At 70.6% G+C, this 26,697-nt stretch carries 25 protein-coding genes; 16 read left to right on the top strand and 9 right to left on the bottom strand.

Annotation, left to right across the window (positions count from 1 at the left end):
- Window positions 1-223 precede the first annotated feature (223 nt).
- From JN22_RS18370 to JN22_RS18340, 7 genes are all read left to right on the top strand, one after another.
- Window positions 224-1,378, top strand: coding sequence for an ABC transporter substrate-binding protein (locus JN22_RS18370; RefSeq protein ID WP_085555327.1), 1,155 nt, complete (start codon window positions 224-226; stop codon window positions 1,376-1,378).
- Window positions 1,379-1,642: 264 nt separating this feature from the next.
- Entirely contained in the window at window positions 1,643-2,518 is an 876-nt protein-coding gene (locus JN22_RS18365) for a branched-chain amino acid ABC transporter permease (RefSeq protein ID WP_085555326.1), read from the top strand.
- Between the two features lie 27 nt (window positions 2,519-2,545).
- Window positions 2,546-3,493: a branched-chain amino acid ABC transporter permease gene (locus JN22_RS18360; protein WP_085555325.1), complete on the top strand. Its 948-nt coding sequence runs from the start codon at window positions 2,546-2,548 to the stop codon at window positions 3,491-3,493.
- The gene (locus tag JN22_RS18355; protein WP_085555324.1) at window positions 3,490-4,314 is read left to right on the top strand and encodes an ABC transporter ATP-binding protein; all 825 of its coding nucleotides are present in this window, start codon (window positions 3,490-3,492) and stop codon (window positions 4,312-4,314) included. The genes JN22_RS18360 and JN22_RS18355 overlap by 4 nt, the downstream gene beginning before the upstream one ends.
- Before the next feature lie 14 nt (window positions 4,315-4,328).
- The gene (locus tag JN22_RS18350) at window positions 4,329-5,033 is read left to right on the top strand and encodes an ABC transporter ATP-binding protein (RefSeq protein ID WP_085555323.1); all 705 of its coding nucleotides are present in this window, start codon (window positions 4,329-4,331) and stop codon (window positions 5,031-5,033) included.
- 200 nt (window positions 5,034-5,233) lie between these two features.
- A complete protein-coding gene (locus JN22_RS18345) occupies window positions 5,234-6,202 on the top strand; it encodes an MBL fold metallo-hydrolase (RefSeq protein ID WP_085555321.1) in 969 nt (322 codons plus the stop codon).
- 145 nt (window positions 6,203-6,347) lie between these two features.
- Window positions 6,348-8,915 carry a hybrid sensor histidine kinase/response regulator gene (locus JN22_RS18340; protein ID WP_223677783.1) on the top strand — a complete coding sequence of 856 codons (2,568 nt, stop codon included), beginning with the start codon at window positions 6,348-6,350 and terminating at the stop codon, window positions 8,913-8,915.
- 14 nt (window positions 8,916-8,929) lie between these two features.
- On the opposite strand, the gene JN22_RS18335 is transcribed toward JN22_RS18340, so the two are convergent.
- Window positions 8,930-9,802 (bottom strand): DMT family transporter, encoded by an 873-nt coding sequence (locus JN22_RS18335; RefSeq protein WP_223677782.1) that lies wholly within the window; start codon window positions 9,800-9,802, stop codon window positions 8,930-8,932.
- A 235-nt stretch (window positions 9,803-10,037) separates the two neighbouring features.
- Here JN22_RS18335 and JN22_RS18330 point away from each other — a divergent pair, with 235 nt between their 5' ends.
- From JN22_RS18330 to JN22_RS35250, 3 genes are all read left to right on the top strand, one after another.
- Window positions 10,038-10,613: a hypothetical protein gene (locus tag JN22_RS18330; RefSeq protein ID WP_085555319.1), complete on the top strand. Its 576-nt coding sequence runs from the start codon at window positions 10,038-10,040 to the stop codon at window positions 10,611-10,613.
- A 34-nt stretch (window positions 10,614-10,647) separates the two neighbouring features.
- On the top strand, window positions 10,648-10,821 hold the full coding sequence (locus JN22_RS18325) for a hypothetical protein (protein WP_179166185.1): 174 nt from the start codon (window positions 10,648-10,650) through the stop codon (window positions 10,819-10,821).
- Between the two features lie 154 nt (window positions 10,822-10,975).
- Entirely contained in the window at window positions 10,976-11,722 is a 747-nt protein-coding gene (locus tag JN22_RS35250; RefSeq protein WP_085557226.1) for a cold-shock protein, read from the top strand.
- Window positions 11,723-11,911: 189 nt separating this feature from the next.
- Here JN22_RS35250 and JN22_RS18310 read toward each other — a convergent pair whose 3' ends face one another.
- The 3 genes from JN22_RS18310 to JN22_RS18300 all read right to left on the bottom strand — a co-directional run bounded on the left by JN22_RS18310 (window position 11,912) and on the right by JN22_RS18300 (window position 13,321).
- The gene (locus JN22_RS18310; protein ID WP_085555318.1) at window positions 11,912-12,133 is read right to left on the bottom strand and encodes a DUF2934 domain-containing protein; all 222 of its coding nucleotides are present in this window, start codon (window positions 12,131-12,133) and stop codon (window positions 11,912-11,914) included.
- Between the two features lie 26 nt (window positions 12,134-12,159).
- A complete protein-coding gene (locus JN22_RS18305) occupies window positions 12,160-12,594 on the bottom strand; it encodes a CBS domain-containing protein (protein WP_085555317.1) in 435 nt (144 codons plus the stop codon).
- 61 nt (window positions 12,595-12,655) lie between these two features.
- A complete protein-coding gene (locus tag JN22_RS18300; RefSeq protein WP_085557225.1) occupies window positions 12,656-13,321 on the bottom strand; it encodes an NnrU family protein in 666 nt (221 codons plus the stop codon).
- A 189-nt stretch (window positions 13,322-13,510) separates the two neighbouring features.
- Here JN22_RS18300 and JN22_RS18295 point away from each other — a divergent pair, with 189 nt between their 5' ends.
- The 3 genes from JN22_RS18295 to JN22_RS18285 all read left to right on the top strand — a co-directional run bounded on the left by JN22_RS18295 (window position 13,511) and on the right by JN22_RS18285 (window position 15,517).
- Window positions 13,511-14,128 (top strand): DedA family protein, encoded by a 618-nt coding sequence (locus tag JN22_RS18295; protein WP_085555316.1) that lies wholly within the window; start codon window positions 13,511-13,513, stop codon window positions 14,126-14,128.
- A gap of 103 nt (window positions 14,129-14,231) precedes the next feature.
- Window positions 14,232-14,744, top strand: a complete 513-nt coding sequence (locus tag JN22_RS18290) for a DUF4398 domain-containing protein (protein WP_085555315.1) — start codon at window positions 14,232-14,234, stop codon at window positions 14,742-14,744.
- On the top strand, window positions 14,741-15,517 hold the full coding sequence (locus JN22_RS18285) for an OmpA family protein (protein WP_085555314.1): 777 nt from the start codon (window positions 14,741-14,743) through the stop codon (window positions 15,515-15,517). The genes JN22_RS18290 and JN22_RS18285 overlap by 4 nt, the downstream gene beginning before the upstream one ends.
- A 39-nt stretch (window positions 15,518-15,556) precedes the next feature.
- Here JN22_RS18285 and JN22_RS18280 read toward each other — a convergent pair whose 3' ends face one another.
- Entirely contained in the window at window positions 15,557-17,182 is a 1,626-nt protein-coding gene (locus JN22_RS18280) for a phospholipase D-like domain-containing protein (protein WP_223677781.1), read from the bottom strand.
- 250 nt (window positions 17,183-17,432) lie between these two features.
- Here JN22_RS18280 and JN22_RS18275 point away from each other — a divergent pair, with 250 nt between their 5' ends.
- Window positions 17,433-17,786 (top strand): hypothetical protein, encoded by a 354-nt coding sequence (locus JN22_RS18275; protein WP_143268355.1) that lies wholly within the window; start codon window positions 17,433-17,435, stop codon window positions 17,784-17,786.
- A 167-nt stretch (window positions 17,787-17,953) separates the two neighbouring features.
- On the opposite strand, the gene JN22_RS18270 is transcribed toward JN22_RS18275, so the two are convergent.
- Together JN22_RS18270 and JN22_RS18265 are read right to left on the bottom strand one after the other, a co-directional pair.
- Complete coding sequence (locus tag JN22_RS18270) at window positions 17,954-18,685, bottom strand: gamma-glutamyl-gamma-aminobutyrate hydrolase family protein (protein WP_085555312.1); 732 nt, start codon at window positions 18,683-18,685, stop codon at window positions 17,954-17,956.
- A 13-nt stretch (window positions 18,686-18,698) separates the two neighbouring features.
- The gene (locus tag JN22_RS18265; protein WP_085555311.1) at window positions 18,699-19,670 is read right to left on the bottom strand and encodes an amidoligase family protein; all 972 of its coding nucleotides are present in this window, start codon (window positions 19,668-19,670) and stop codon (window positions 18,699-18,701) included.
- 118 nt (window positions 19,671-19,788) lie between these two features.
- On the opposite strand from JN22_RS18265, the gene rraA reads away from it, so the two are divergent.
- A complete protein-coding gene (gene rraA, locus JN22_RS18260) occupies window positions 19,789-20,283 on the top strand; it encodes a ribonuclease E activity regulator RraA (RefSeq protein WP_085555310.1) in 495 nt (164 codons plus the stop codon).
- A gap of 204 nt (window positions 20,284-20,487) precedes the next feature.
- The gene (gene acnB / locus JN22_RS18255) at window positions 20,488-23,082 is read left to right on the top strand and encodes a bifunctional aconitate hydratase 2/2-methylisocitrate dehydratase (RefSeq protein ID WP_085555309.1); all 2,595 of its coding nucleotides are present in this window, start codon (window positions 20,488-20,490) and stop codon (window positions 23,080-23,082) included.
- A 266-nt stretch (window positions 23,083-23,348) separates the two neighbouring features.
- On the opposite strand, the gene JN22_RS18250 is transcribed toward acnB, so the two are convergent.
- Entirely contained in the window at window positions 23,349-23,507 is a 159-nt protein-coding gene (locus JN22_RS18250; RefSeq protein ID WP_179166184.1) for a hypothetical protein, read from the bottom strand.
- 435 nt (window positions 23,508-23,942) lie between these two features.
- Window positions 23,943-26,633, bottom strand: a complete 2,691-nt coding sequence (gene acnA / locus JN22_RS18245; protein ID WP_085555308.1) for an aconitate hydratase AcnA — start codon at window positions 26,631-26,633, stop codon at window positions 23,943-23,945.
- Between the last annotated feature and the right edge of the window lie 64 nt (window positions 26,634-26,697).

The following is a 26,697-nucleotide window of genomic DNA, read 5'->3' as shown; positions in this document are numbered from 1 at the left end:
GTTTGCATTCATCAAAAGAAAAATGTGTCACGAAATCGAAGGCCGGAACGAACCTCTCGAACGGATCGGAACCGCGCCGCATCGGGGGAGGCACGCAACATCCGGAAAAATCCGTGACCGGGCGGCAGTGAATTTTTTCTTCCGAAATCATTTCGTTTGAAACATTATGTTCGGCAAATCGTCCTTCGGTTCAACGAAGGGCGCAACAAGACGGGAGGAAACCATGCGCAATCGCTTGCTCTCCACCATGGCCGCGATCGTCGGCCTGACCCTGGGGGCCATGGCGGGGACGGCGTCGGCCGCCGACCCGATCAAGGTCGGCGCCATCGTCTCGGCGACCGGCCCGGCATCCTTCCTGGGCGACCCGGAAAAGAAGGTGCTGGAGCTGTACGCCGACCGCATCAACCAGGCGGGCGGCGTCGCCGGCCGGCCGGTGCAGCTCACCGTCTACGACGACGGCGGCGCGGCGGACAAGGCGGCCTCCTTCACCAAGCGGCTGATCGAGAGCGACAAGGTCGACGTGATCGTCGGCGGCACGACGACGGCGGCGACCATGGCGGCGGTGCCGCTGGTCGAGCGCGCCGAGGTGCCCTTCATCTCGCTGGCCGGCGCCGTCGTGATCGTCGAGCCGGTGAAGAAGTGGGTGTTCAAGACCCCGCACACCGACCGCATGGCCGCCGAGAAGGTCATGGAGGACATGAAGAGGCGCGGGCTGACCAAGCTGGCGCTGATCTCCGAGGATTCCGGTTTCGGCAAGTCGGGCCGCGAGCAGACCGTCGCCGTCGCCAAGGAGCGCGGGATCGAGCTGGTCGCCGACGAGACCTACGGCGCCAAGGACACCGACGTCACCGCGCAGCTCACCAAGATCCGCAACAACGCGGCGGCCCAGGCCGTGCTGGTGTTCGGGCTGGGGCAGGGGCCGGCGGTGGTGACCAAGAACTACCGCCAGCTTGGCATCGCGCTGCCGCTCTACCAGTCGCATGGCGTGGCGTCGAAGGAGTTCATCCGGCTGGCCGGCGGTGCGGCCGAGGGCGTGCGGCTGCCGGCCGCCGGCCTGGTGGTCGCGGCGCAGCTCCCGTCGGAGGATCCGCAGAAGAAGGTCGTGACCGAGTTCACCAAGGTCTACGAGGAGGCCTTCAGCTCCGAGGTGTCGACCTTCGCCGGCCACGCCTATGACGGGCTGATGATCGCGCTCGACGCGGTCAAGCGGGCCGGCGGCACCGACAAGGCCAAGCTGCGCGACGCCATCGAGCAGACCAAGGGCTATGTCGGCACCGGCGGCACCGTGACGATGACCCCCAAGGACCACATGGGCCTGACGCTCGACGCCTTCCACATGGTCGAGGTCAAGCAGGGCGACTGGGCGCTGCTGAAGTAGGGGCGTTGCCACGCTCCCTCCCCCGCCCAGCGGGGGAGGGCCGGGGTGGGGGCGAGGCCCCCCTGGCTTGGTGCGCTTTTCGCGACCGGCACCACCCTGCACACGCGCTCCCGCCTCGCGCCCCCACCGGTTTACTTGCCCCCACCCCGACCCTCCCCCGCTCTCAGCGGACTGGAGGTCCGCCTACCGCGTCAGCGCAAACCATAGGTTTGCGCGAGAGCTGGGCGGGGGAGGGGGACGTTCGCTAATCGTGGAAGAACGGCCATGTTCGCGGAACTGCTGCAATACATGCTGTCGGGGCTGACCATCGGCGCGATCTACGCGCTGGCCGGCCTCGGATTCTCGATCATCTACAACGCCAGCCACGTCATCAACTTCGCCCAGGGCGAGTTCATCATGATCGGCGGCATGGCCTCGGCGACGCTGACCGCGTCCGGCGTGCCGCTGCCGCTCGCCATCCTGATCGGCTGCGGCGGCGCCATGCTGGTCGGCGTGCTGGTCGCCAAATTCGCGGTCGAGCGGGCGCGCAACGCCTCCACCGTCACCCTGATCATCATCACCATCGGCGCCTCGATCTTCCTGCGCGGCGTGGCGGAACTGGTCTGGGGCAAGGACTTCAAGCGGCTCGACGCCTTCTCCGGCGAGACGCCGATCCACATCCTCGGCGCCTCGATGCAGCCGCAGTCGCTGTGGGTCGTCGGCTGCGCGGCGGTGCTGATCGTCGCCATCGGGCTGTTCTTCAACCGCACCCTGACCGGCAAGGCGATGCTCGCCACCTCGCACAACCGGCTGGCCGCCCAGCTCGTCGGCATCGACGTCAAGCGGGTGGTGCTCGCCTCCTTCGCGCTGTCGGCGGCGCTCGGCGCCATCGGCGGCGCGGTGGTGGCGCCGATCACCTTCTCCTACACCGAGATGGGCATCATGCTGGGGCTGAAGGGCTTCACCGCCGCCGTGCTCGGCGGGCTGGGCCACGGGCCGGGCGCCGTCGCCGGCGGGCTGATCGTCGGCGTCGCCGAGGCGCTGGGCGCCGGCTACCTGTCGTCGGCCTACAAGGACGCGGTCGCCTTCGTCATCATCCTGGCCGTCCTGCTCTTCATGCCGAACGGGCTGTTCGGCAAGCGCGGCACCGAGCGCGTGTAACGACCCGTGCCTCCGAGGACACCCTTCATGCAGAACATCCTCCATGGGCGCCTGACCGGCCTGCTGGCGATGGGCGCCATCATCGCGATCCTGCCGGCCTTCCTGCCCAACAACTTCTACCTCGACGTCGCCATCCTCGCCGGCTTCAACGCCGTGGTCTGCGTCGGGCTGAACCTGCTGATCGGCTACGCCGGGCAGATCAGCCTGGGCCACGCCGGCTTCTTCGGCATCGGCGCCTACGCATCGGGCGTGCTGGCCGGAACCTACGGCTGGCCGCCGGTGCTGGCGCTGCTCGCCGGGGCGGTCTTCGTCGGGCTGCTCGCCTTCGTCGTCGCCAAGCCGATCCTGCGGCTGAAGGGCCATTACCTGGCGATGGCGACGCTCGGCATCGGCATCATCGTCTCCATCGTGCTGCGCACGGAGAGCGGCCTGACCGGCGGCCCCGACGGCATGACGGTCGAGCCCTTCCGCGTCTTCGGTTTCGAGCTGTACGGCGAGAAGGTCTGGTATTGGGTGGTCGGCGCCCTGCTGTTCGGCGTGGTCTGGCTGTCGCTGAACCTGATCGACAGCCCGATGGGCCGGGCGCTGCGCGCCGTCCACGGCTCGGAGGTCGCGGCCGAGGTGGTCGGCGTCGACACCGCGCGCTTCAAGGTGCTGGTCTTCGTGCTGTCGGCGGTCTTCGCCAGCGTGGCGGGCAGCCTGTTCGCCCATTACGCCGGCCTGATCACCCCGGCCAAGGCCGACTTCTTCAAGTCGATCGAGCTGGTGACGATGGTGGTGTTCGGCGGCATGGCCTCCACCTTCGGGGCGGTGGTCGGGGCGGTGGTGCTGACCCTGCTGCCGCAGCTGCTGACGATGTTCCAGGACTACCAGCAGATCGTGCTGGGGGCGATCCTGATGGCGACGATGGTCTTCATGCCCAAGGGGCTGCTGCCCACCCTGGCCGCTCTGATCCCGACGCGGAGGCGGGCATGAACATGCTGACCGATCCGGAACTGGCCGCCGACGCGGTGCCGCTGAACCGCCGCTCCGGCCCGCCGCTGCTGCGGGTCGAGCATCTCAGCCGCGAGTTCGGCGGCGTGCTCGCCATCGGCGACCTCAGCTTCACCGTCGCGGCGGGCGACATCCACTCGATCATTGGGCCGAACGGGGCGGGCAAGACGACCCTCTTCAACCTTGTCACCGGCGTCTACAAGCCGTCGGGCGGGCGGGTGCTGTTCGACGGGGCCGACGTGTCGGGGCAGGCGCCCTACAAGCTGGCGGCGCGCGGCATGTCGCGCACCTTCCAGAACCTCCAGATCTTCTTCAACATGACGGCGCTGGAGAACGTCATGGTCGGGCGGCACCTGCATCTGGACACCCGGCTGCTGCCGGCGCTGTTCCGCTTCCCCTCGCTGGTGCGCAAGGATTCGGAGGCGCGCGACCGCGCCGCCGAGCTGATGGCCGCGGTCGGCCTGTCGAAATACCTCGACGCCGACGCCGCCTCGATGCCCTACGGCGCCTTGAAGCGGCTGGAGATCGCCCGCGCGCTGGCGGCGGAGCCGAAGCTGCTGCTGCTCGACGAGCCGGCCGCCGGGCTGAACGCCACCGAGAGCCGCGAGATCGACGAGGTCATCAAGCGGGTCGCCGCCGAGGGCGTGACCATCGTGCTGGTCGAGCACGACATGAAGATGGTGATGGGCATCTCGCACCGGATCACCGCGCTGAACCACGGGCGCAAGCTTGCCGAGGGCACCCCGGCGGAGGTGGCGGCGAACCCGGAGGTCGTCGCCGCCTATCTCGGCGCGGCGCCGTAGGGGGACCGGAGACCATGCTTCTCGAAATAGACGGCCTCAACAGCCATTACGGGCGCATCCACGCGCTGAAATCCGCCAGCCTGACGGTGCGCGAGGGCGAGCTGGTGGCGCTGGTCGGCGCCAACGGGGCCGGCAAGACGACGCTGCTGCGCACGCTGTCCGGCGTCCATCCGGCGTCGAGCGGGGCGATCAGGTTCGACGGCTGCGACATCACCCGGATGCGGGCGTCGCGCCGCGTCGCCGAGGGGGTGGTGCAGGTGCCGGAGGGCCGCCAGCTCTTCGGGCCGCAATCGGTCGAGGACAATCTGCGGCTCGGCGCCTTCCGACGCGGCAGCGGCAGGCCGGCCGAGGATCTGGAGCGGCTCTACGCGCTGTTCCCGATGCTGAAGGTCAAGCGCGACCAGCCGGCCGGCACCCTGTCGGGCGGGCAGCAGCAGATCGTCGCGCTCGCCCGCGCGCTGATGGCCAAGCCGCGCCTGCTGCTGCTCGACGAGCCGAGCATGGGGCTGGCGCCGCTGCTGGTCGCCGAGATCTTCGACGCGGTGCAGCGGCTGAAGCGCGAGGGCACGACGATCCTGCTGGTCGAGCAGAACGCCCACGCCGCGCTGGCCATCGCCGACCGCGGCTACGTCATCGAGACCGGCGAGATAGTGTTGAGCGACAGCGGCGCCGCCCTGCTGAGCAACGAGCGCGTCCGCCAAGCCTATCTGGGGCTTTGAGGGCCAGGAGCAACGACACACGAGCCAAGACACACGAAACGGGGCAATCGGGAAAGCCCCTCTCCCCTCGTGGGAGAGGGGGGGTGAGGGGGCGCAAATCTTCCGCCTGCGGCGGATACCCCTCATCCCAACCCTTCTCCCGCAAGGGGAGAAGGGCTTTTCGCTTCTTGCTCCGCCGACACGAACTGGGAGCACCAACCATGTCCACCACCACCGCGCCGGCCAAGGCCTTCGCCTCCACCGGCGACCTGGAGCCGAAGACCGTCACCTTCGCCGAGCTGGCGCCCGGCGCCTACGCCTACACCGCCGAGGGCGACCCCAACACCGGCATCATCGTCGGCGACGACGGGGTGATGGTGATCGATGCCCAGGCGACCCCGCGCATGGCCGAGGACGTCATCGCCAAGGTGCGCAGCGTCACCGACAAGCCGATCAAGTATGTCCTGCTGACCCACTACCACGCGGTGCGCGTGCTCGGCGCGTCGGGCTACGGCGCCGACCACATCATCGCCAGCCGCGACACCCACGACCTGATCGTCGAGCGCGGCCAGCAGGATTACGAATCCGAGCTCGGCCGCTTCCCACGCCTGTTCCAGGGGGCGGACTCGATCCCCGGCCTGACCTGGCCGACCATCGTCTTCGAGAACCGCATGACGCTGTGGATGGGCAGGACGCGGGTCGAGATCATGCAGCTCGGGCGCGGCCACACCAAGGGCGACACGGTGGCGTGGCTGCCCGATGCCAAGGTGCTGTTCTCCGGCGATCTGGTGGAGTACGGCGCCACCCCCTACACCGGCGACGCCTATCTGCGCGAGTGGCCGGCGACGCTCGACCGGCTGTCGGCGCTCGGGCCGGAGAAGCTGGTGCCGGGGCGCGGCAACGCGCTGACGACGCCGGCGCTCTGCGCCGAGGCGATCGCCGAGACCAAGGCGTTCCTGACCGCCATGTACGGCTCCGTCGCGCAGGCGCGCGCGGCCGGCGCCTCGCTGGGGGATGCCTTCGCGCGGACGCGGTCGGCGCTGGAGCCGCGTTTCGGCAAGTGGGTGATCTTCGAGCATTGCCTGCCCTTCGACGTCTCCCGCGCCTACGACGAGGCCGGCGGCATCGACGACCCGCGCATCTGGACCGCCGAGCGCGACCGCGAGATGTGGGCGGCGCTCCAGGCGTGAGGAAAGGGCGGGGCGGCCCCCCGCCCCCCGCCCCCGCGGCTTCGCCACCCTGCCGGTCCGCCGAGCTTTAACGGTTCTCCCACCCGCTTGCGTGGTATAAGACTGGTCGATCCGTTCGCTCCCGTGCTGGACCGGCGAGGGGTCGGTGGTTGGCCACGGAAGCGGACGGGCGGGCACCGGGACGATGCTGGGCGATTTCTCCTCGATGACCTACGACCTCGCCGAGAACATCGCGGCGAGCGCCTTCGTCGTTCTCGCCTACACATTCATCGTCCGCCGCTCCTCGGGCTGGGGGAATCTGGCGCGGCAGGGGCTGTTCGGCCTGTTCATGGGGCTGACGGCGATCTTCTCCATGGTCCACCCGATCCACATCGGGCCGGGAATCTTCATCGACGCGCGCGCGCCCCTGATCGGGTTGACGGCGCTGTTCGGCGGGCCGCTCGCCGCGGTGATGACCAGCCTTGTCGCCGGCGGCTACCGGGCCTGGCTCGGTGGGGTGGGGATGGCGGCGGGGGTCGCCAACGCCGCGGCCTCGCTGCTGGTGGGGCTGGGCTTCGCCTTCTGGGTCCGCCGCCGCGGCATGACGCTGCGCCTGTCCCATATGGCGGCGCTCGGCGTGCTGCTGTCGGGGTCGTCGCTGTCGACCCTGCTGCTGCTGCCGAGCTGGGACCTGATGGCCGACGTGTTCGCCAAGACGGCGCTGCCCTTCCTGGCCATGCTGCCCTGCGGCACGCTGTTCCTGGGCGCGCTGCTGCTGCGCGAGCAGCGCCACCGCGACGCCGAGTTGCGGATGGCGGAGAGCGAGGCGCGCTACCGGCTGCTGGCCGACAACGTCACCGACATGATCCTGGTGCTGCGGGCGGATGGGGAGATCGCCTACGCCTCGCCGTCGGCGCGGGACCTGCTGGGCCGCGGTCCGGAGGAGGTGGTCGGCCGTCTGGCGGGATCGCTGATCCACCCCGACGACCGGGAATACGCGGCCACGGCCTTCGCCGGGCTGGAGCCGGGCTCGCCGCCGCTCACCGTCATCCACCGCGCCCGCCACCGGGATGGCCGGTTCCCGTGGGTCGAGACCAGCATGCGCCCGGCGCTGGACGCCACCGGCGCCTTCACGGTGATCGCCGCCGTCCGCGACGTCACCGAGCGCAAGCTCCATGAGGAGCAGCTCCACGAGGCCCGCGCCGAGGCCGAGGCGGCGAACCGCGTGAAGTCCGAATTCCTCGCGGCGATGAGCCACGAGATCCGCACGCCGCTGAACGGCGTCATCGGCTTCGCCGACCTGCTGCTGGGCACCGAGCTGACGCCGGAGCAGCGCCAGTATGTGGCGCTCCAGCGCGAGGCCGGGCGCGGGCTGCTGGCGATCATCGGCGACATCCTGGACTATTCGAAGATCGAGGCCGGCAAGCTGGAGCTGGAGGAGCGCGCCTTCGACCTGCACCGGCTGATGCGCGACTGTCGCGATCTGATGAGCAACGCCGCCTCCCAGAAGGGGCTGCTGCTGCAACTGGCGCTCGGCGCGTCGGTGCCGCGCTTCGTGCGCGGCGACGAGGCGCGCATCCGCCAGATCCTGCTGAACCTGCTGGGCAACGCGGTGAAGTTCACCGAGCGCGGCTCGATCCTGCTGTCGGTCGGGCTGCTGTCGGCCGACCGGATGGAGAGCGGGGCGGCGCCGCTGCGCTTCTCGGTCAGCGACACCGGCGCCGGCATCCCGCTCGCCGAGCAGCCGAACCTGTTCCAGCGCTTCAGCCAGGGCGACCGCTCCACCACCCGGCGCTATGGCGGGACCGGGCTGGGGCTGATCATCTCCAAGCAGCTGTCCGAGTTGATGGACGGGCGCATCGGCTTCCAGAGCAGCCCCGGCGTCGGCAGCACCTTCTGGTTCGAGCTGCCGCTGCCGGTGGCGGCGGAGGTGCTGGGGCCGGCCGACCGGCCGGCGCCGGAGGTCTCCCGCCGCGCCGCCCGCATCCTGCTGGCGGAGGACGTGCCGATGAACCAGATCGTCACCTCCTCCATCCTGTGCAAGGCCGGCCACACGGTCGAGGTGGTGGAGGACGGGCTGGCGGCGGTCGCCGCGGTGCGCGACGGCGCGTTCGACCTCGTGCTGATGGACATGCAGATGCCGCGCATGGACGGGGTGCAGGCGACGGCGGCGATCCGCCGGCTGGACGACCCGCGGCGCTCCATCCCGATCATCGCGCTGACCGCCAACGCCCTGTCCGACCAGCTCCAGCTCTGCCTCGACGCCGGGATGAACGACCATGTCACCAAGCCGATCGAGCGCGACACCCTGCTGGCCGCCGTCGAGCGCTGGCTGGGGCCGGCTCCGCAGGTTCCGGCGACGGTGACGGCGGGGAGCGAGCCGGCCGAGCCGGTGCTGAACCGCTCGACGCTGGACACGCTGGCCGACACGCTCGGGCCGGAGGTGATGCCGCGCTTCGTCGCCGGCACGCTGGGCGAGCTGGCGCAGCGGGTCGACCGCATCCTGGAGACCGGCGACGCGAAGGCGGCCGGCTTCGACGCGCACGCCATGGTGTCCCTGGCCGGCAACCTCGGCATGGTCGAGCTGTCGCGGCTGGCCCGCGCCGTGCAGCACGCCTGCGAGCAGGAGCGCGAGGACGCGCCGGCGCTGAAGGGCGAACTGCGCGACGCCTTCAACCGCGCGACGCAGGCCATCCGCGCCGCCCTGCCGGGCACCGTGGAGGCGGCCATCTGACCGCGGGGGTCAAGCTAGCGGTTGACGATCAGGGCGACGCCGGCCACCGCGACCAGGGCGCCGGCCCAGGCCCCCAGGCCCGGCCGCTGGCCGGTCAGCATCCACAGCATCGGCAGGATCAGCACCGGGCTCAGCGCCGACAGGGTGGCGACGACCCCGGCGTTGCCATGGGCCAGCCCGACCAGCAGAAGCGTCATGCCGAGCCCGACGCCGATGAAGCCGTTGCCGACCACCTGGAGCGCGATGCGCGGCGTCAGGCCGGGGCCGAAGCCCAGCCGCTGCCCCGGCAGCAGCCCGATGGCGGTCAGCATCAGCGCCGCCGTGGTGACGCGCACCGCCGCCGAGGCGACCGGATCGGCGCCGGCCGCCATCACCGGCTTGGCGATGACCGAGCCGACCGCCTGCCCGCAGGCGGCGACGAGGCAGACGCAGACGCCGGCCAGCAGGCTGCCCTGCACCGCCTCCCAGGAATGGGTGGAGCCCGAGCGCAGCGCCACCGCCAGCATGACCCCGGCGGTGACCAGCAGAATGCCCAGCGCCGTCCAGGTGCCCAGCGCCTCGCCCAGTACGATCCAGCCGAGCAGCGCCGTCAGCGGCGCGTTGGCGGCGTAGATCACCACGTTGCGGCGCGGCCCCAGCCGGCTGAGCGACCAGAACAGCGCCAGGTCGCCCATCACGATGCCCATCGCCCCTGACAGGGCCAGCGTCAGGACCGCGGCGCTGTCCAGCGTCTGCCATCCGCCGAGCAGTCCGGTGGCGATCAGCAGGCCGGTGGCGACGACGGTCAGCCGCAGCCGGTTGAACGCGACCGAGCCCAGCGCCCGCACCGGCCCGATGGCGATCAGCCCGCCGGCGGCCCAGCACAGCGCCGCGCCGAGCGCGGCCATGTTTGCGATCATGATGGGGAAAGCACGAATCGTTGAGGGGGCCGGCACTCTACGACGCTCGCCATCCGCCCGCGAAATGAGCAACGCGCATGGCGGGATCGCCTTTTCACACGTCCGCCCTGTGAAGACGCGGGATCCCGTGTTCCGGGAACCGGCATGGCGGTTTCGCCGTTGATGGAGGGAGGCTGTCCTCACCCCCCATCGTACCCCCCCGCAGCAAACCAGGGAGCCGACCATGCGAGCAGAACCGACGTCGACGGGACAGGCGGGACGCGGGGCGGCGCTGGTCGCCGGCTTGGCCATGCTGGCGGCGTTGCCGGCGGCGGCCCAGCAGACTTGCGGGGCGATGGTCGAGCAGTTTGCCGCCGACCACAGCCTGTCCACCCAGCCGCCGCCGACCGCCGTGCCGGCGCCGCCGGGCAGCGCCGGCTCCAGCGCGCGGAGCGACGCGGCGGGCGGCGGCGGCGGCGCCGCCTCGTCGGAGCGGCTGGCGCAGTCGGGCGGCCTGATCGCGCCGCCCGCCGTCGGCGACCGCGCGGTGATCGACCCGCCGCGTTCGGGCGCCAGCAACATGCCGACCGCTCCGGCGGTGCGGCCCGACGCCGGCTCGAACCCGGCGCAGGGCGCCATGCCCGGCGGCAGCGGCGGGGCCGGCGACACGATGGGACAGGCGGCGCGCAACGCGCAGCTCGAATCCCTGGTCACCGCCGCCCGCGCCGCCGCCAGGGACGGCGACGAGACCCGCTGCATGGACAGCCTGGGCGAGGCCCGCCGCCTGTCGCTGTCGACCCCCGGCGGCAGCGGCGGCTGATCCCCTCTTCTGGATATTCTTGGAGACGACACGCATGATGCATCTCGGACCCTACCCGCCGGCCCCGACGCCGGGCGACACCCCCTTGCCGACCCCGCCGCTGCCGATGCCGGGCGACCCGTCGCGTCCGCCGATGGGCGAGCCGCCGGCCCCCATCCCGGTGCCGCCGCGCGAACCGCCGCCGGTGCCCGAGCACTTGTCCGCTTGAGCTCCCGTCGGTGATTTCGGGTGGCTTTCGCCCGGATTCGCCCGGATTCGCGCAACTGCGCCTTGCCAATCCGGCCTCGGCGGGCGATGTGTCTTCCAGGCGCGCCCGCGAGGTCCGTGGGCGCCGTTACAGTCCGTTGGAGTTCGGGTTTCCCATGAGCCGTCAGCCGCCCCGTCAGCATGTCTATCGCCAGCCCAACGTCGTTGGCACCCAGGTGACGGCCACCGTCAAATGGTTCGACCCGGAGCGCGGCTTCGGCTTCGTCAAGCTTGGCGAGGAGGGCAAGGACGCCCTGCTTCCCGCCTCCATCGTCGTGCCGGCCGGCCACGCGACCCTGCCGGAGGGCGCCACCGTCGTGGTCGACCTCGTCGAGGACCGCAAGGGCAAGCAGGTCAGCGCGCTGCATTCCGTCGATCTGTCGACCGCCACGCCCGCGCGCCCGCGCATGCCGGAGCGTTCGCGCGGCCCGGACCGTGGTTTCGGCGAGCGCGGGTTCGGTGATCGTGGCTTTGGCGATCGCGGGGGTGACCGAGGCGGTCCGCGCGATTACGGCTCGCGCGATCGCGGCTTCGGCGACCGTGGGGGCGACCGGGGTGGCTTCGACCGTGGCGGACCCGACCGTGGCGGGCGCGGGGCGCCGCGCGACTTCGCCCCGCGCGGCGAGCGCGGCGGGGCTCGGGATTCCGGCCCGACGAGCGAGATGACCGCCACCGTGAAGTGGTTCAACAGCAGCAAGGGCTTCGGCTTCGCCGCCCCGGACGATGGCGGGCGCGACGTGTTCATCCCGGCGCGGGCGCTGGAGCGCGCGGGTCTGCGTGGTCTCGACGACGGCCAGCGCGTGCGGATGACCGTCCGCCAGGGCGAAAAGGGCATGGAAGCGGTCAGCCTGACGGCCGAGTGACGGCCGTTCGATTGTTGTTTGGACACGGATGAACACAGACAGACACGGATGAACATGGAAGAGCCTCGGCTCTGCCGGTCAGGCCTCTTCCATGAAAGCGGAGGCGTCATCATTGTTCATCTGTGCCTGTCCGTGTTCATCCGTGTCAGAATCACGCACGATATCTTTTGATCGCTCGAACGGCCGGCGTCAGCTTTCCGTCTTTCCGGCGATGTGTTCCGCCGCCTCGCGCAGGACGCGGGTGCTGGCGTTGTCGGGGACCTGGATGCCGGCGCCGGGGCCGTTGACGGCCTCCTCCTCCGCGATCTCGCGCTCGGCCTGCGCCCAATGCTCCTGATGGCGGTTGTCCGGGCGTCCGTCGCGTTCCCACAGGTCGTGGGCGCGCGCGCGGATGCGGGAATCCTCGTCCATGGCAATGGCTCCCTTGGTCAATGAGGTCAGTCGCGGTCGGGCCGCGAGGGGGAGGAGATGCGTTCCAGCGCGTCGCCGACCGCGCGGTCGTTCTTGGCGTCGGTGGCGAGATCGCCCAGCGAGACGATGCCGCTCAGCCGGTCGTTGCGGTCCACCACCGGAACGCGGCGGATCTGCTGCCCGGCCATCAGCTCGGTGACGCTGCCGACCGGATCGTCCTCGTAGCAGTAGCGCGGGCTGGCGGTCATCACCTCGGCGACGGTGCAGCGGTCGGGCGTCAGCCCGGCGGAGGTCGCGCGGATGGTGATGTCCCGGTCGGTCAGGACGCCGACCAGCGTGCGCCCGTCGCACACCGGCAGGATGCCGACGTTCAACTCGTCCATCAGCGCCGCCGCGCGGCGGATGCTGTCGTCCGGCCGCACGGTCTGCACGTCGTGGGTCATGATCTCGCGGATCTTCATGGAAGGCGCCCCTGTTTCCGTTGTCCGTGCCTTCAACAGGCGCGGGCGGCGGGCGTCCCGCTCAATTCATCCAATAGAGGGGGCTGACGCCGAACAGCCAGGGATGCACCGCCAGCATGGCGGCGTAGGCGGCAAGCCCGCCGGCCAGCCGCAGCCAGCCGAACTCGGCCAGCGCCGCCCATAGCCCGCCGGGCAGCGCCAGGAAGGGGATGATCGAGGTCTCGGCGCGGTAGGCCCGCCCACCGGCGCCACGGCGCAGAACCGTGTCGTTCTTGACGATGGCGAACAGGGCGATGGCCGCCATGGTGGCGAACAGCACGACCCGCCGCTCGTCCCCCGTGGCGTTCAGATGGGCCAGCGCCCACAGCAGCAGCCCCAGGCTGCCGGGGCAGCGGGTGATCCGGTAGATCCCGCGCGGCGGGTTGGGAGCGTCCAGGGTTCCGAACCGGGTGGTGACGCGGGCGACCAGCAGCAGGAAGGCCAGCGGCATGACCAGCGCCACCAGCGGCGCCGCCCAGCCGGCCGGCACGAACAGCACGCCGCCGCCGTCGGCCGCGCGGTAGGCGAGGACGAACAGCCCGAGCGTCAGCAGCGATCCCAGCGAATGCAGGGCCATGAAGCCGGGGCGGCCCATCCGCGCCATCAGGGCGGGCCGGACCCCCGGCCAGGACGGCACGGCGTGGCTGAGGAACAGGAGCAGGGCGGAGAGAAGCAGCGGTGCGGTCATGATGCCCATCCCATCGCATCCGCCGGTCCAACGCCTTGACCGGGATCAAACCGGGCGGGGTCGCGTCTCCGCACCATGACGCCTTGCCCGGTTGGGGCCAACGATTTCGGAACGGCGGTTTTGGAACGGCGGGCGCGCCCGCCGGTTGTCGAAGGATCACCGTCCGTCCGGATAGCCCCCGTACCCATCATGACCGAATGGATCATCCAGATCGTGCAGCAGCTCGGCTACGCCGGCATCTTCCTGATGCTGGTCCTGGCCCGCGTGCTGCCGCCGGTGCCGGCCGAGACAGTGATCCCGCTGGCCGGCATGGGGGCGGCCAGCGGCGAGTTCAACCTGCTGCTGGTGGCGCTGGCCGCCGGCCTGGGGTCGGCGGTCGGCGAACTGGTCTGGTACCTGCCGGCCCATTGGATGGGGCGCGAGCGGTTCGAGGCGTTCCTGCGCCGCCACGGCCATTGGCTGACCGTGCGGCCCGAGCAGGTCCACCGCGCCACCGAATGGTTCGCCCGGCGCGGCGGGGTGGCGGTGCTGCTGTGCCAGCCGCTGCCGGGGCTGCGCACCCTGATCTCGGTCCCGGCCGGCGCCTGCGGCCTGCGGATGCCGGTGTTCCTCGCCTATTCGGCGGTCGGGTCGGCCCTGTGGGCGCTGGTGCTGGCGACCACCGGCTATCTGGTGCGGATCGGCTTTCCCTGGGTGGCGGACCTGATGGTGCCGGGGGCTCTGCTGCTGTTCGCCGGGCTGCTGCTGGCCTATGTCCTGCGCGTCGTGCTGCACCGCCGCCAGACCCGCCTGACGGGCGGCGGTTGAATGGGACGGTCGGGCGTGGGCGGAACTTTCCCCGCCGCCGGACGTTTCCGGGACGATCCATCCGAAAGGACATGATCCTTCGGCAAACAAGGAACGTCACGCGATGACCCGGACCCCCTCACCCCCGCGCCGCTGGCCCGTGGCCGTGGCTGCCCTCTCGGCCGCGCTCGGCCTCGCCGCCTGCGCCACCGACGTCCCGCCGCCGACCGCCCAGCTCGGCGCCTCCTCGCAGGCCGTGGCGGCGGCCGAGCGCGCCAACGCGCTGCAATACGCCCCGGTCGAGCTTCAGGCCGCCCGCAACAAGCTGGCCGCCGCCGACGACGCGATGCGCGCCGACGAGCGCACCCGCGCCCGCCAGCTCGCCGAGCAGGCCCAGGCCGACGCCGAGCTGGCGACCGCGAAGTCCCAGCGCGCCGTCACCCAGCAGGCCGCCGCCGCCGTGCAGCAGCAGGCGATTCCCCGCTCGGCGCCCCAGTCCGCCATGACGCCGCCTCCGGCGGTGACGGCGCCGCCCGTCTCCGGCAGCACGCTGCCGCCCGTGTCCAACGGGGTGGTCCCGATGAACAACGGAACGAGCTGGGGCAGCACCTACACCTATCCGGAGGTCCGGCCATGAGGACGATGAGCGCCACGCGTACCCTGCTGGTTCTGGCCGGGCTGGGTGCCGGCGTCGCCGGCTGCGCCACCGGCTCGATGGACACCGCGGCCCTGATCCAGGCCCGCCAGGACTACAACGCCGCCGCCAGCAACCCGCAGGTCGCGGCCAACGCGCCGCTCGAGCTGCGCCGCGCCGAGGAGGCCCTGCGCCAGGCCGAGGCCGTGCGCAACCAGGGCGGCGGCGCGGTCGAGGTCGATCATCAGGCCTACCTCACCAGCCGCCGCGTGCAGATCGCGCAGGAGACGGCGGGGGTGAAGGGCGCGCAGAACGTCGTCGCCAACGCCGACAGCTACCGCCTCCAGGCCCGCAACAGCGAGCTGGAGCAGCAGCTCCGCGACCTTCAGGCCGAGCGGACCGAGCGCGGGCTGGTGATGACGCTGGGCGACATCCTGTTCGCCACCGGCCGGGCCGAGCTGACCAGCAGCGCCTACGAGCGCATCGACCGGCTCGCCCAGTTCATGCAGCGCTACCCGGCCCGCACCGTGCGGATCGAGGGGCACACCGACAGCACCGGCAACGCCGACAGCAACCTGCGCCTGTCGGAGGCCCGTGCCCAGGCGGTGCGCGACGGCCTGACCGCGCGCGGCGTGAACCCGTCGCGCATCATCACCCAGGGTCTCGGCGAGGCGCAGCCGGTGGCCTCCAACAGCAACGACGCCGGCCGCCAGCAGAACCGCCGGGTCGACATCGTCATCTCCGACGACGGGACCGTGGCCGAAACGCGGCCCTGATCGGAGGGGGCGCGGGGACGGGTGAGGGCCGGATGGCGCTCACTCCTCCGGCCCCTCCTGCATCCCCGCGGCATCCAGCGTCCGCACCGCCCCCCACACGCCGAGCGCGATTCCAGCCGTCATCAGGGCCGCCGCCGCCGCGTTCAGGACCGGCCGCGCCGGGGCCGGCAGCGGGATCCGCTTCCACACCGCCCACGCCTCGTCCGGGGTGCCGGGGTCGGCGATGCGCAGCGCCGCGAAGGCCTGCTCGGTCAGGCTGGGATCGGTGGCGGGCAGCGGGACCAGACGGCGGCCGGTCCGCTTGTCCAGCCGGTCCATGGCGGCGATCAGGCTGCCGGTTTCCTTCACGGTCGCGGACAGGGTGGCGGGCTCCACCCCGAGATGCTCGGCGAGCAGCCGGTCACGGGTGCCGACGATGGCCTCGGCGATGGCGTGGTCGCCCGGCGCGGCCTCCACCGTCAGGTCGCATTCGGTGTCGTAGCCCATCGAGCGGTTGTTGAGGTTGGACGAGCCGATCCGCAGAAGCCGCCCGTCCACCGCGACGATCTTCGAATGCACGACGATGCCGGTCCCCGCCGGCGTGACCGGGGTCATCGCCCGCAGCCGGCCGTGGCGGTCGGCCTCGCGCAGGCAGCGCAGCGCCACCGAGCGCGTGGTATCCATCGCCATGCGGTCGAACCAGCTCGGGCTTTCCATCGGCAGGATCAGCACGACCTCCGGCCCGTCCGGCTCGGCGAGGCGGCGGGCCAGCGCGTCGGCGATGGCGGCCGAGGCGAAATACTGGTTCTCCAGATAGATGGTCCGTTCCGCCGCGGCGATGGCGGCGAAGATCAGCGCCTCGCTCTCGCGGATCGCCGGATGGTCGGCGGCTTCCGGCACGGTGCGCGACACGCCGACGGTGGCGCCGGTCAGGTCGGGAACGACCTGCGCCGGCCAGGGATCGGGATCCGGCGGCGGACAGGGGACCAGCGTCTCGCCGGTGGCGCGGCGCCAGCGTTCGCGCGCCAGATCGGCCAGCGCCCCGGCGGCCGCGCCGTCCACCATCATCATCACATCGTGGCGCGGGGCGTAGGGCTCGCCGGTCGGCCAGCGGCGGCGCGGCTCGTCGTCGCGGTGCTCCGGCGTGTCCCAGCGGTCGCCGGCCAGGTCGATGCCGCCGCAGAAGGCCAGCGCGTCGTCGATCGCCAGGATCTTCTGGTGCTGGGCGGCGCCCACCGGAAGCTCGCCGTCCAGCCGCGCGTTCAGGCGCCGGCCGGTGCTGTGGTCGAGGTCCTCCAGCGGCTCGTGCGGGTGCTCCAGCGTGATCGGGAAGGGCATGTCCCATTTCAGCGCCCGCACCCGCAGCTCCGGGCGCTCCCGCACCAGCCGGGCGAGGAATTGGCCGAGATTTTCCGGCCGGTCGGGGTCCAGGCGCATGCGCGGCTCGATGTCCCAGCCGACCAGCAGGATCGACCGTTGCGCCGCTTCCATGGCGGCGCGGGCGGCGGCGAAGAAGGCGGCGCCGTCGACAAGGACGGCCAGCCGCCCGGCCCGCTCGATCCGCCAGCAGGTGTCGCCGGGGCGCAGGACCGGGCCATCGGCGCCGGGGCGGGTCCGGAAGGGCGGGTTGGGGGAATCGTCGGGCATGGTGCGGGGCGGCTCGGCGGTGATGCGCTGCCGATGCAACCCCCCGCCGCCGCTCCTGTTCCACGCGCCCGCCCGGAGCTTTCGGGGCAGGTCCGGCGGCGCCGTTGCTTTTGTCGAAAAGACTGGATGGAGGGGCAACCATGTCGGCCTCCGCCTGTTGGGGATGGGTGCAAGAGGCTGGTGCCTCCCGGCCGTCCCGCTTCGCCGGGGGCGGGAAACCAGTTCCGGCTTCTTTCGGAAAAAGGCGCCCGAGCGTGAGGCGCCGTCACCAGATGAGGAGAATTCGAGCATGCGTAACGTGATGATCGGCGCCGTTTCGGCGGTCCTCCTGATGACCGGCTCGGCCATGGCCCAGATGTCGTCGTCGCCGTCCAGCCCGAACTATCCGGGGACCACGACCACCCCGCAGGCCGGCTCGACCACCGGCGGTCCGCTGAACGCGCCCGGCACCCCCAACGGCACCGCCGGGTCGAGCGGAAGCTGGTCGGGCAACTCGTCGGGCAGCAGCATGCCGGGCGTCACCACCGCGCCGTCGGGCATGGGCAACAACACCGGCAGCAACATCCCGCGCGACAACCAGACCGCCACCGGCACCCACTGCCCGCCGGGCACCCCGAACTGCGGCCCGGACGGCAGCCAGTAAGGACCGCTTTCGGCCCGCTCCCCCGTGGGGCGGGCCTCGCGCGACGACGGGCGCGCCGGAGACGATCCGGCGCGCCCGTTTCCGTTTCCGCAGCGATCCGGGTGTGGTCCACCCGACTTGCGTCAAGTCGTGCGAGTGATCCGACTTGCGTCAATCGGGTTGGCGGCTCAGTCGGCGGCGTGCAGAGCGCCGGACAGCGGTTCGCCGAGACCGGGCGCGCCCATGGCGGCCGCCACGAGCTGGCGGAACAGCCCCTGCTGGCGGCTGTCGGTGATCAGATATTCGGGATGCCACTGCACGCCGATCAGGAAGGGCTCGGCGGCCGCCTCGATGCCCTGGACGACGCCGGCCCGTTCGCGGGCGACGACGCGCAGGCCGTCGCCCAGCCGGTCGACCGACTGGTGGTGCAGCGCGTTCACCCGGCATTCGGCGATGCCGAGGATGCGGTAGAGGTGGCTGTCCGGCTCGATGCGGATGCGCTTGCGCGGCAGGACGGTGCGCATGTGCGGCGCCTCCTCGTAGATCTCGTGGATGTCGACGTGCAGCGAACCGCCGCGGTGCACGTTGATCATCTGCGAGCCCCGGCAGATGCCGAGCACCGGCAGCCCCAGCTTGGCGGCGCAATCCAGCGCGCGCATCTCCAGCTGGTCGCGCTCCGGATCGATGCGGATGTGCGGCCGCGCCGTCTCGCCGTAGAGGGCGGCGTCGATGTCGTCGCCGCCGCCGACCACCAGCGCGTCGAGCCGGTCGATCGGGTAGGGATCGCGCGCCGTGATGCGCACCGCCGAGGCCCCGGCCCGGCGCAGCGCCAGCCGGTTCGCCCACCAGGCGATCCGGCTGCCATGGACCGAGGCGGTGATCCCCACCAGGGGTCTTGCGGTGCCGGGCAGGACAGCCATGGCCGTGCGTTCCTCAGCCGGCCGCCGGGCGCGGCGCGATGCGGCGGCCGGCCTCCCGCGCCCAGTCGTCCAGCGCCCTGCGGGCGGCGAAGTCGCGGTAGTCGGCGCCCAGCCGGTCGAGCCGCTCGCGGTCGGCCGCCAGCTCCTCCACCGCCACCCAGCGGTTCCAGTCGGCGGCCAGCGACCAGCCGGGGTCGCTCAGCCGGGCGTTGGGCAGCCGGTAATGGAAGGTCGGGCGCGGCCGGACATGCGGGTCGCTGACGCCGGCGGCGGCCAGCCGTTCCGGGTCGATGTGGGCGAAGAGCGGGAACAGGTCCAGCTCGCGGTTGCGGGTCGGGTTGGCGGCGAGATACTCGTCGATCATCCGCTCGCGGTCGGGACGGTAGCCGGGATCGGCCACCATCGCCGCGTAGGCCGGCGGGAAGGCGGCGATGAAGCCGGACAGCCGGCGCGTCGGGTCGACGCGGATCTCCCCGCGCAGCCAGGGCGCCAGGATCAGGAACGCCTTCAGGTGGTCGAGGATGTAGTCGCCGTCGGTCCGCGCCACCTCCGGGTTGAAATGCAGGCCGAAGGCGAAGAGCGGGCTGGCCTCGGTCCCCGCCGCCCCGCGATCGCGCAGGCTGGCGACCAGCGCCTCCAGCTCGCCCAGCCGGTCGAAGGGGATGGGCGGGGTGGCGATCTCGAAGGGCATCACCAGGCTGCCGATGTTGCCCCACAGCGGCCGCAGCGGGTCGAGCAGCTTCGTTCCGCCCTTGCCGGGGTGGGCGGAGCGCATGTCCAGCTCCACCGTGAAGTCGCCGAGGCTGGTGCCGGTCACGGCGCAGCGGTGCGGATTCTCGATGGTGACGCTGCCGCCGTAGAGCGTCCGCACGGCGGTGGCGGCCGACGGAGCGTCGAGATCGGCGAATTCAAGCTCGACCCCGACGCGGCGCGGCGTTCCGGCCGAGGTGGTGAGGAGCGGGGGGAGGAGCGGGGACACGGTCATGGCGACCGTTCAACACATGGCGGCGGTGTCCGTTCCCCGCGTCCCGATGCCCTCTTGCGTTGAACCGGGCCTTGGCGCAAGACGTCGGCATCGATCCTCACCGCGTGGAGTTGCCGGGATGACCTTCGTTGCCACCTGCGACCTGTTCGACCGCTTCAAGGACGACGCCCGGTTCGTCCTGCCGGGCTTCCGGGATTTCGGCGCGGTGACGCGCTTCTCCGGTCCGGCCGTCACCGTCAAGTGCTTCGAGGACAACTCGCGGGTCAAGGAGCTGCTGGCCACCCCCGGCGCGGGGCGGGTGCTGGTGGTGGACGGCGGCGGCAGCCTGCGCTGCGCGCTGATGGGCGACATGATCGCCGCCTCGGCGGTGCGGAACGGCTGGGCCGGCGTGGTCATCTGGGGCTGCGTGCGCGATGTCGCCGAGCTGGCGGCGCTCGACCTCGGCGTCAAGGCGCTGGCGGCGACCCCGCGCGCCTCGACCCGCCGCGACCAGGGGCTGGCCAACGTGCCCGCCGAACTGCCCGGCGCCACGGTCCGGCCCGGCGACGTGGTGTTTGCCGACGAGGATGGAATCGTGATCCTGACGGCCGAACAAGCGGCAGGTCTAAAGTAAGGTTGTCGGTCCGAATGGTCATACCAAGGACAGGTAATACCAGTTCAAACCTCTCGGTTTCTTCATCGTGTGACCGATCAGGGGAAGTGGACGCGCCCCCTTGCTCTTTGATTTGCGCGCGGATATAAAGCCGAATTGAAGTCAAGCGGGCCGTCTCAGGGGTCCTGTCCAAGGGCCGGCCTTTCATTTGCGAGGAACCCAGCCGTGCTCGAAGCCTACCGCCAGCACGCGGCCGAACGCGCCGCCCTTGGAATTCCGGCCCTGCCGCTCTCCGCCAAGCAGACGTCGGACCTGATCGACCTGCTGAAGGCTCCGCCGGCCGGGGAGGAGGCGTTCCTCCTCGACCTCGTCACCCACCGCGTTCCGGCCGGCGTCGACGACGCCGCCCGCGTCAAGGCCGGCTTCCTGGCCGCCGTCGCCAAGGGCCTGGACAGCAGCCCGCTGATCTCGCGCGTCAAGGCCACCGAGCTGCTCGGCACCATGCTGGGCGGTTTCAACGTCCAGCCGCTGATCGACCTGCTCTCCGACGCCGAGTGCGGCGCCGCGGCGGCCGAGGGGCTGAAGAAGACCCTGCTGGTCTTCGACTTCTTCCACGACGTCAAGGCGCTGGCCGACGCCGGCAACGGCAACGCCAAGGCGGTTCTGCAATCCTGGGCCGACGCCGAGTGGTTCACCGCGCGTCCGGAGGTCCCGGCCTCGCTGACGCTGACCGTCTTCAAGGTGACCGGCGAGACCAACACGGACGACCTGTCGCCGGCCCCCGACGCCTGGTCGCGCCCGGACATCCCGCTGCACGCGCTGGCGATGCTGAAGAACCCGCGCCCCGGCATCGAGGCCGACGAGCCGGGCATGCGCGGCCCGACGAAGCAGCTCGCCGAGCTCCAGAAGAAGGGCAACCTGATCGCCTATGTCGGCGACGTGGTGGGCACCGGCTCCTCGCGCAAGTCGGCGACCAACTCGGTCCTGTGGTTCACCGGCGAGGACATCCCCTTCGTCCCCAACAAGCGCTTCGGCGGCGTCTGCCTCGGCACCAAGATCGCCCCGATCTTCTACAACACCATGGAGGACGCGGGCGCGCTGCCCATCGAGCTGGACGTCGGCAAGATGGACATGGGCGACGTGATCGAGCTGCGCCCCTATGAGGGCAAGGCGCTGAAGAACGGCGAGGTCATCGCCGAATTCACCGTCAAGTCCGAGGTGATCTTCGACGAGGTGCGCGCCGGCGGCCGCATCCCGCTGATCATCGGCCGCGGCCTGACCGGCCGCGCCCGCGAGGCGCTGGGCCTGCCGGCCTCGACCCTGTTCCGCCACTCGGCCGCCCCGGCCGACAGCGGCAAGGGCTTCAGCCTCGCCCAGAAGATGGTCGGTCGCGCCTGCGGCCTGCCGGAAGGCCAGGGCGTGCGCCCCGGCACCTACTGCGAGCCGAAGATGACCACCGTGGGGTCGCAGGACACCACCGGCCCGATGACCCGCGACGAGCTGAAGGATCTGGCCTGCCTGGGCTTCTCGGCCGACCTCGTGATGCAGTCCTTCTGCCACACCGCCGCTTACCCGAAGCTGGTGGACGTGAAGATGCACCACGAGCTGCCGGACTTCATCTCGACCCGCGGCGGCGTCGCGCTGCGTCCGGGCGACGGCGTGATCCACTCCTGGCTGAACCGCCTGCTGCTGCCGGACACCGTCGGCACCGGCGGTGACAGCCACACCCGCTTCCCCATCGGCATTTCCTTCCCGGCCGGCTCCGGTCTGGTGGCCTTCGCCGCCGCCACCGGCGTCATGCCGCTCGACATGCCGGAATCGGTGCTGGTGCGCTTCAAGGGCACGATGCAGCCGGGCGTCACGCTGCGCGACCTCGTCAACGCCATCCCGCTCTACGCCATCAAGGCCGGCCTGCTGACGGTCGAGAAGAAGGGCAAGAAGAACATCTTCTCCGGCCGCATCCTGGAGATCGAGGGGCTGCCCGACCTGAAGGTCGAGCAGGCGTTCGAGCTGTCCGACGCCTCGGCCGAGCGCTCGGCGGCGGGCTGCACGGTGCACCTCGACAAGGCGCCGATCATCGAATACATGACCTCCAACATCACGCTGATGAAGTGGATGATCGCCAACGGGTACGCCGAGAAGCGCACCCTGGAGCGCCGCATCAAGGCGATGGAGGCGTGGATCGCCAAGCCGGAGCTGTTGCAGCCGGACGCCGACGCCGACTACGCGGCGGTGATCGAGATCGATCTGGCCGACATCAAGGAGCCGATCCTCGCCTGCCCGAACGACCCGGACGACGTGAAGACGCTGGCCGAGGTCGCCGGCGACACGATCGACGAGGTGTTCATCGGCTCCTGCATGACCAACATCGGCCATTTCCGCGCCGCCGGTAAGATCCTGAACGGCAAGTCGGACATCCCGACCCGCCTGTGGATCGCGCCGCCGACCAAGATGGACGCGATGATGCTGACCGAGGAAGGCTACTACGCCACGCTCGGCAAGGCCGGCGCCCGCATGGAGATGCCGGGCTGTAGCTTGTGCATGGGCAACCAGGCGCAGATCCGCAAGGGCTCGACCGCGATCTCGACCTCGACCCGCAACTTCCCGAACCGTCTGGGCATCGACACCCGCGTCTACCTGTCGTCGGCCGAACTGGCCGCCGTCGCGGCGCTGCTGGGCAAGATCCCGACCAACGAGGAGTATCTGGCCCAGGTCGGCGTCGTGAACGAGAAGGCCGCCGAGGTCTACCGCTACATGAACTTCGACCAGATCCCGGCCTTTCAGGACGTCGCGGACAAGGTCGAGGTCGTCGCGGCGTAAGCTTGCGCGGTTACGGTCCGCTGTGAAGTTGGCCCCCGCCGGAGTTCTCCGGCGGGGGCTTTCTTTTGCGGACAAAGCCTCTGAATGAAAAAAGCCCCTCCTCCATGGGGAAGAGGGGCCGGATGGTCCGTCGTGCGCTCTGTCAGGGGGGAGGGTTTGACACGGATGAACACGGATGCCGGCTGCGCCGGCTCACGGATGGACACGGATCGGAGGTGACGGCTCCATTCGTGTTCATCCGTGTCTCAAAACCATGAGCGCTCCCGTCACCCCATGATGTCTTCGGTCTGGGCGCGCCTCTTGGTGTCGTCGGCGGTCTGGGGCTTGTCCAGTCCCGAGGGGAGCTGGAGGCTGAAGCCGATGCCCGACAGCAGGAGGACGCCGAGCGATGCGGCGACGATGCCGTAGCAAAACATGGTGGTCATACCTTTTTTGAGACGACCGGGCGGCTCCCGGTTCGGCCGCTGGAGATGGTGCGGCGGCTCCGCTGAGCATTGACGCCCGGTGGGGTCGGATTGTTCCGCCGGTTGGGCAAAAATCGAAGACGGGCGGCTCCGGTCAGGAAGCGCCGTGTGGAGGATGCTTCGGGCCGGGCCCAGGGGGTGACGCCGTGGCGTTCGTTATCATTGGAGAGACGGACATTCGGACAATCATTGTATCGTAAGCGCTGCCGTTGTTGCCGCTTTTAAAAGCACATCGGCGCTTTTCCCGCCAACCCAAACCGTCATGATGGCCGCGAATGCGAGCCATGTGTCCGGCCGGTCTTGTCGTCGACTGGAAGGGTTCCGAATGTTTTCACGAACGAGAAAGGCCGCTTCCTTTCGGAAGCGGCCCTTGTCTCGATTGTGACGATTTGACTATTACGCGGCCAGGTTCCGTAGCACATAGTTCAGAACGCCGCCGTTCTTGTAATATTCGACCTCATCCAGCGTGTCGATGCGCAGCAGCAGCGTGTAGAACTCCTTGCTGCCGTCGGCGCGGGTGAGGGTCAGGTCGACGTCCTTGCGCGGACGCAGGCCGTTCTCGATGCCGACGATGTCGAAACTCTCGGAGCCGTCCAGCTTCAGCGAGGCGCGGGTGATGCCGTCCTTGAACTGCAAGGGCAGGATGCCCATCCCGACCAGATTGGAGCGGTGGATGCGCTCGAAGCTCTCGGCGATGACCGCCTTGATGCCCAGCAGCTTGGTGCCCTTCGCCGCCCAGTCGCGCGACGAGCCGGTGCCGTACTCCTTGCCGGCGACGACGACCAGCGGCACCCCCTCGTCGGCGTAGCGCATGGCGGCGGTGTAGATCGGCAGCCGCTCGCCCGACGGGTAGTGCCTGGTCTCGCCGCCCTCCACGCCGGGAACCAGCTCGTTCTTGATGCGGATGTTGGCGAAGGTGCCGCGCATCATAACCTCGTGGTTGCCGCGCCGCGCGCCGTAGCTGTTGAAGTCCTGCGGGCGCACCTGGTAGCTCAGCAGATACTCGCCGGCCGGGCTGGTCTTCTTGATCGAGCCGGCCGGGGAGATGTGGTCGGTGGTGATCGAGTCGCCGAGCACCGCCAGCGCGCGGGCGCCCTTGACGTCCGACACCGCGCCGGGGGTCTTGCCGAGGTCGGCGAAGAAGGGCGGCAGCTTCACGTAGGTCGAGCTGTCCTGCCACTGGTAGGTCTGGCCCTCGGCCGTGGCGATGGCCTGCCACTGCTCCGGCCCCTTGAAGACGTCGGAATAGCGGCTGCGGAACATGTCGGCGGTCAGCGAGGCGGCGATGGCGTCCTGGACCTCGCGGTTGCTCGGCCAGATGTCCTTGAGGTAGACCGGCTGCCCGTCCGACCCGGTGCCGATGGGATCCCTGGTCAGATCCACCAGCAGGTTGCCGGCCAGCGCGTAGGCGACGCAGAGCGGCGGCGAGGCGAGGTAGTTGGCGCGGGTGTGCGGGTTGACGCGGCCCTCGAAGTTGCGGTTGCCCGACAGCACGGCGCCGACGACGAGGTTGCCCTCCTCCACGGCCGCCGCGATGGCGTCGGGCAGCGGGCCGGAGTTGCCGATGCAGGTGGTGCAGCCGTAGCCGACGATGTTGAAGCCGATCTGGTCGAGGTAGGGCTGCAAGCCCGCCTTGGCGAGATAGTCGGTGACGACCTGGGAGCCGGGCGCCAGCGAGGTCTTCACCCAGGGCTTCTGCGTCAGCCCCTTCTCGACCGCCTTCTTGGCGACCAGCCCGGCGGCGACCAGGACGGCCGGGTTGGAGGTGTTGGTGCAGGAGGTGATCGCGGCGATCACCACGGCGCCCTGCTCCAGGCTGTAGTCGCTGCCCTTGACCGGGACGGCCTTCTTGGGATCGTCGGCCTTGAACGCCTCGACCATGTCGGTGGCGAAGCCCTGCGCCAGACCCGACAGCGGCACGCGGTCCTGCGGGCGCTTCGGCCCGGCCAGCGACGGCTCGACCGTGCCCATGTCGAGTTCCAGCGTCTCGGTGAAGACCGGATCGGGGCTGTCCGGCTCGCGCCACATGCCCTGGGCCTTGGCGTAGGCCTCGACCAGCGCCACGCGGTCGGCGTCGCGGCCGGTGAAGGTCAGGTAGCGGATGGTCTCGGCGTCGATCGGGAAGATGCCGCAGGTCGCGCCGTATTCGGGCGCCATGTTGCCGATGGTGGCGCGGTCGGGCAGGGTCAGCCCGTCGAGTCCGGGGCCGAAGAACTCGACGAACTTGCCGACCACCCCCTTCTTGCGCAGCATCTGGGTGACGGTCAGCACGAGGTCGGTGGCGGTGGTGCCCTCCCTCAGCTTGCCGGTCAGCTTGAAGCCGACGACCTCGGGGATCAGCATGGAGATCGGCTGGCCGAGCATCGCCGCCTCGGCCTCGATGCCGCCGACGCCCCAGCCGAGCACCGCGAGGCCGTTGACCATGGTGGTGTGGCTGTCGGTGCCGACCAGCGTGTCGGGGTAGGCGACCGGCTTGCCGGACGGGTCGGAATCGGTCCAGACGACCTGGGCCAGATACTCGGTGTTCACCTGGTGGCAGATGCCGGTGCCGGGCGGCACGACGCGGAAATTGTCGAAGGCCTTCTGGCCCCAGCGCAGGAAGGCGTAGCGTTCCAGGTTGCGCTCGAACTCAAGGTCGACGTTCTTCTGGAAGGCGTCCTTGCCGCCGAAGAAATCGACCATCACCGAGTGGTCGATGACGAGATCGACCGGGACCAGCGGGTTGATCTTCGCCGGGTCGCCGCCGAGCGACGCCATCGCCTCCCGCATCGCCGCCAGATCGCAGACCGCCGGCACGCCGGTGAAATCCTGCATCAGCACGCGGGCCGGGCGGTAGGCGATCTCGCGGTCGGACCGCTTGTCGACCAGCCACTGCGCGACCGCCTTCACGTCGTCCACGGAGACCGTCCGGCCATCCTCGAAGCGCAGCAGGTTCTCCAGCAGCACCTTCATCGAGAAGGGCAGCCGCGACAGATCGCCCAGCCCCGAGTCCTCGGCGGCCTTCAGGCTGAAATAGTCGTAGCTGTGGCCGCCCACCGCGATGGAACGGCGGGTCTTCAACGTGTCCTGACCGGTGAATGTGGTCACGGGAACCCTCCTTGGCTTTTGTGTTCTCGGCGACGGAGTCCGGTGATCGCAGGCGACGCTTGGG

The organism is Azospirillum agricola (assembly GCF_020005195.1).
In the GTDB taxonomy this organism is placed as follows: Bacteria; Pseudomonadota; Alphaproteobacteria; order Azospirillales; family Azospirillaceae; genus Azospirillum; species Azospirillum agricola.
Note: the sequence above shows the minus strand (reverse complement) of the source record. Positions and strands in the feature narration are given on the sequence as shown.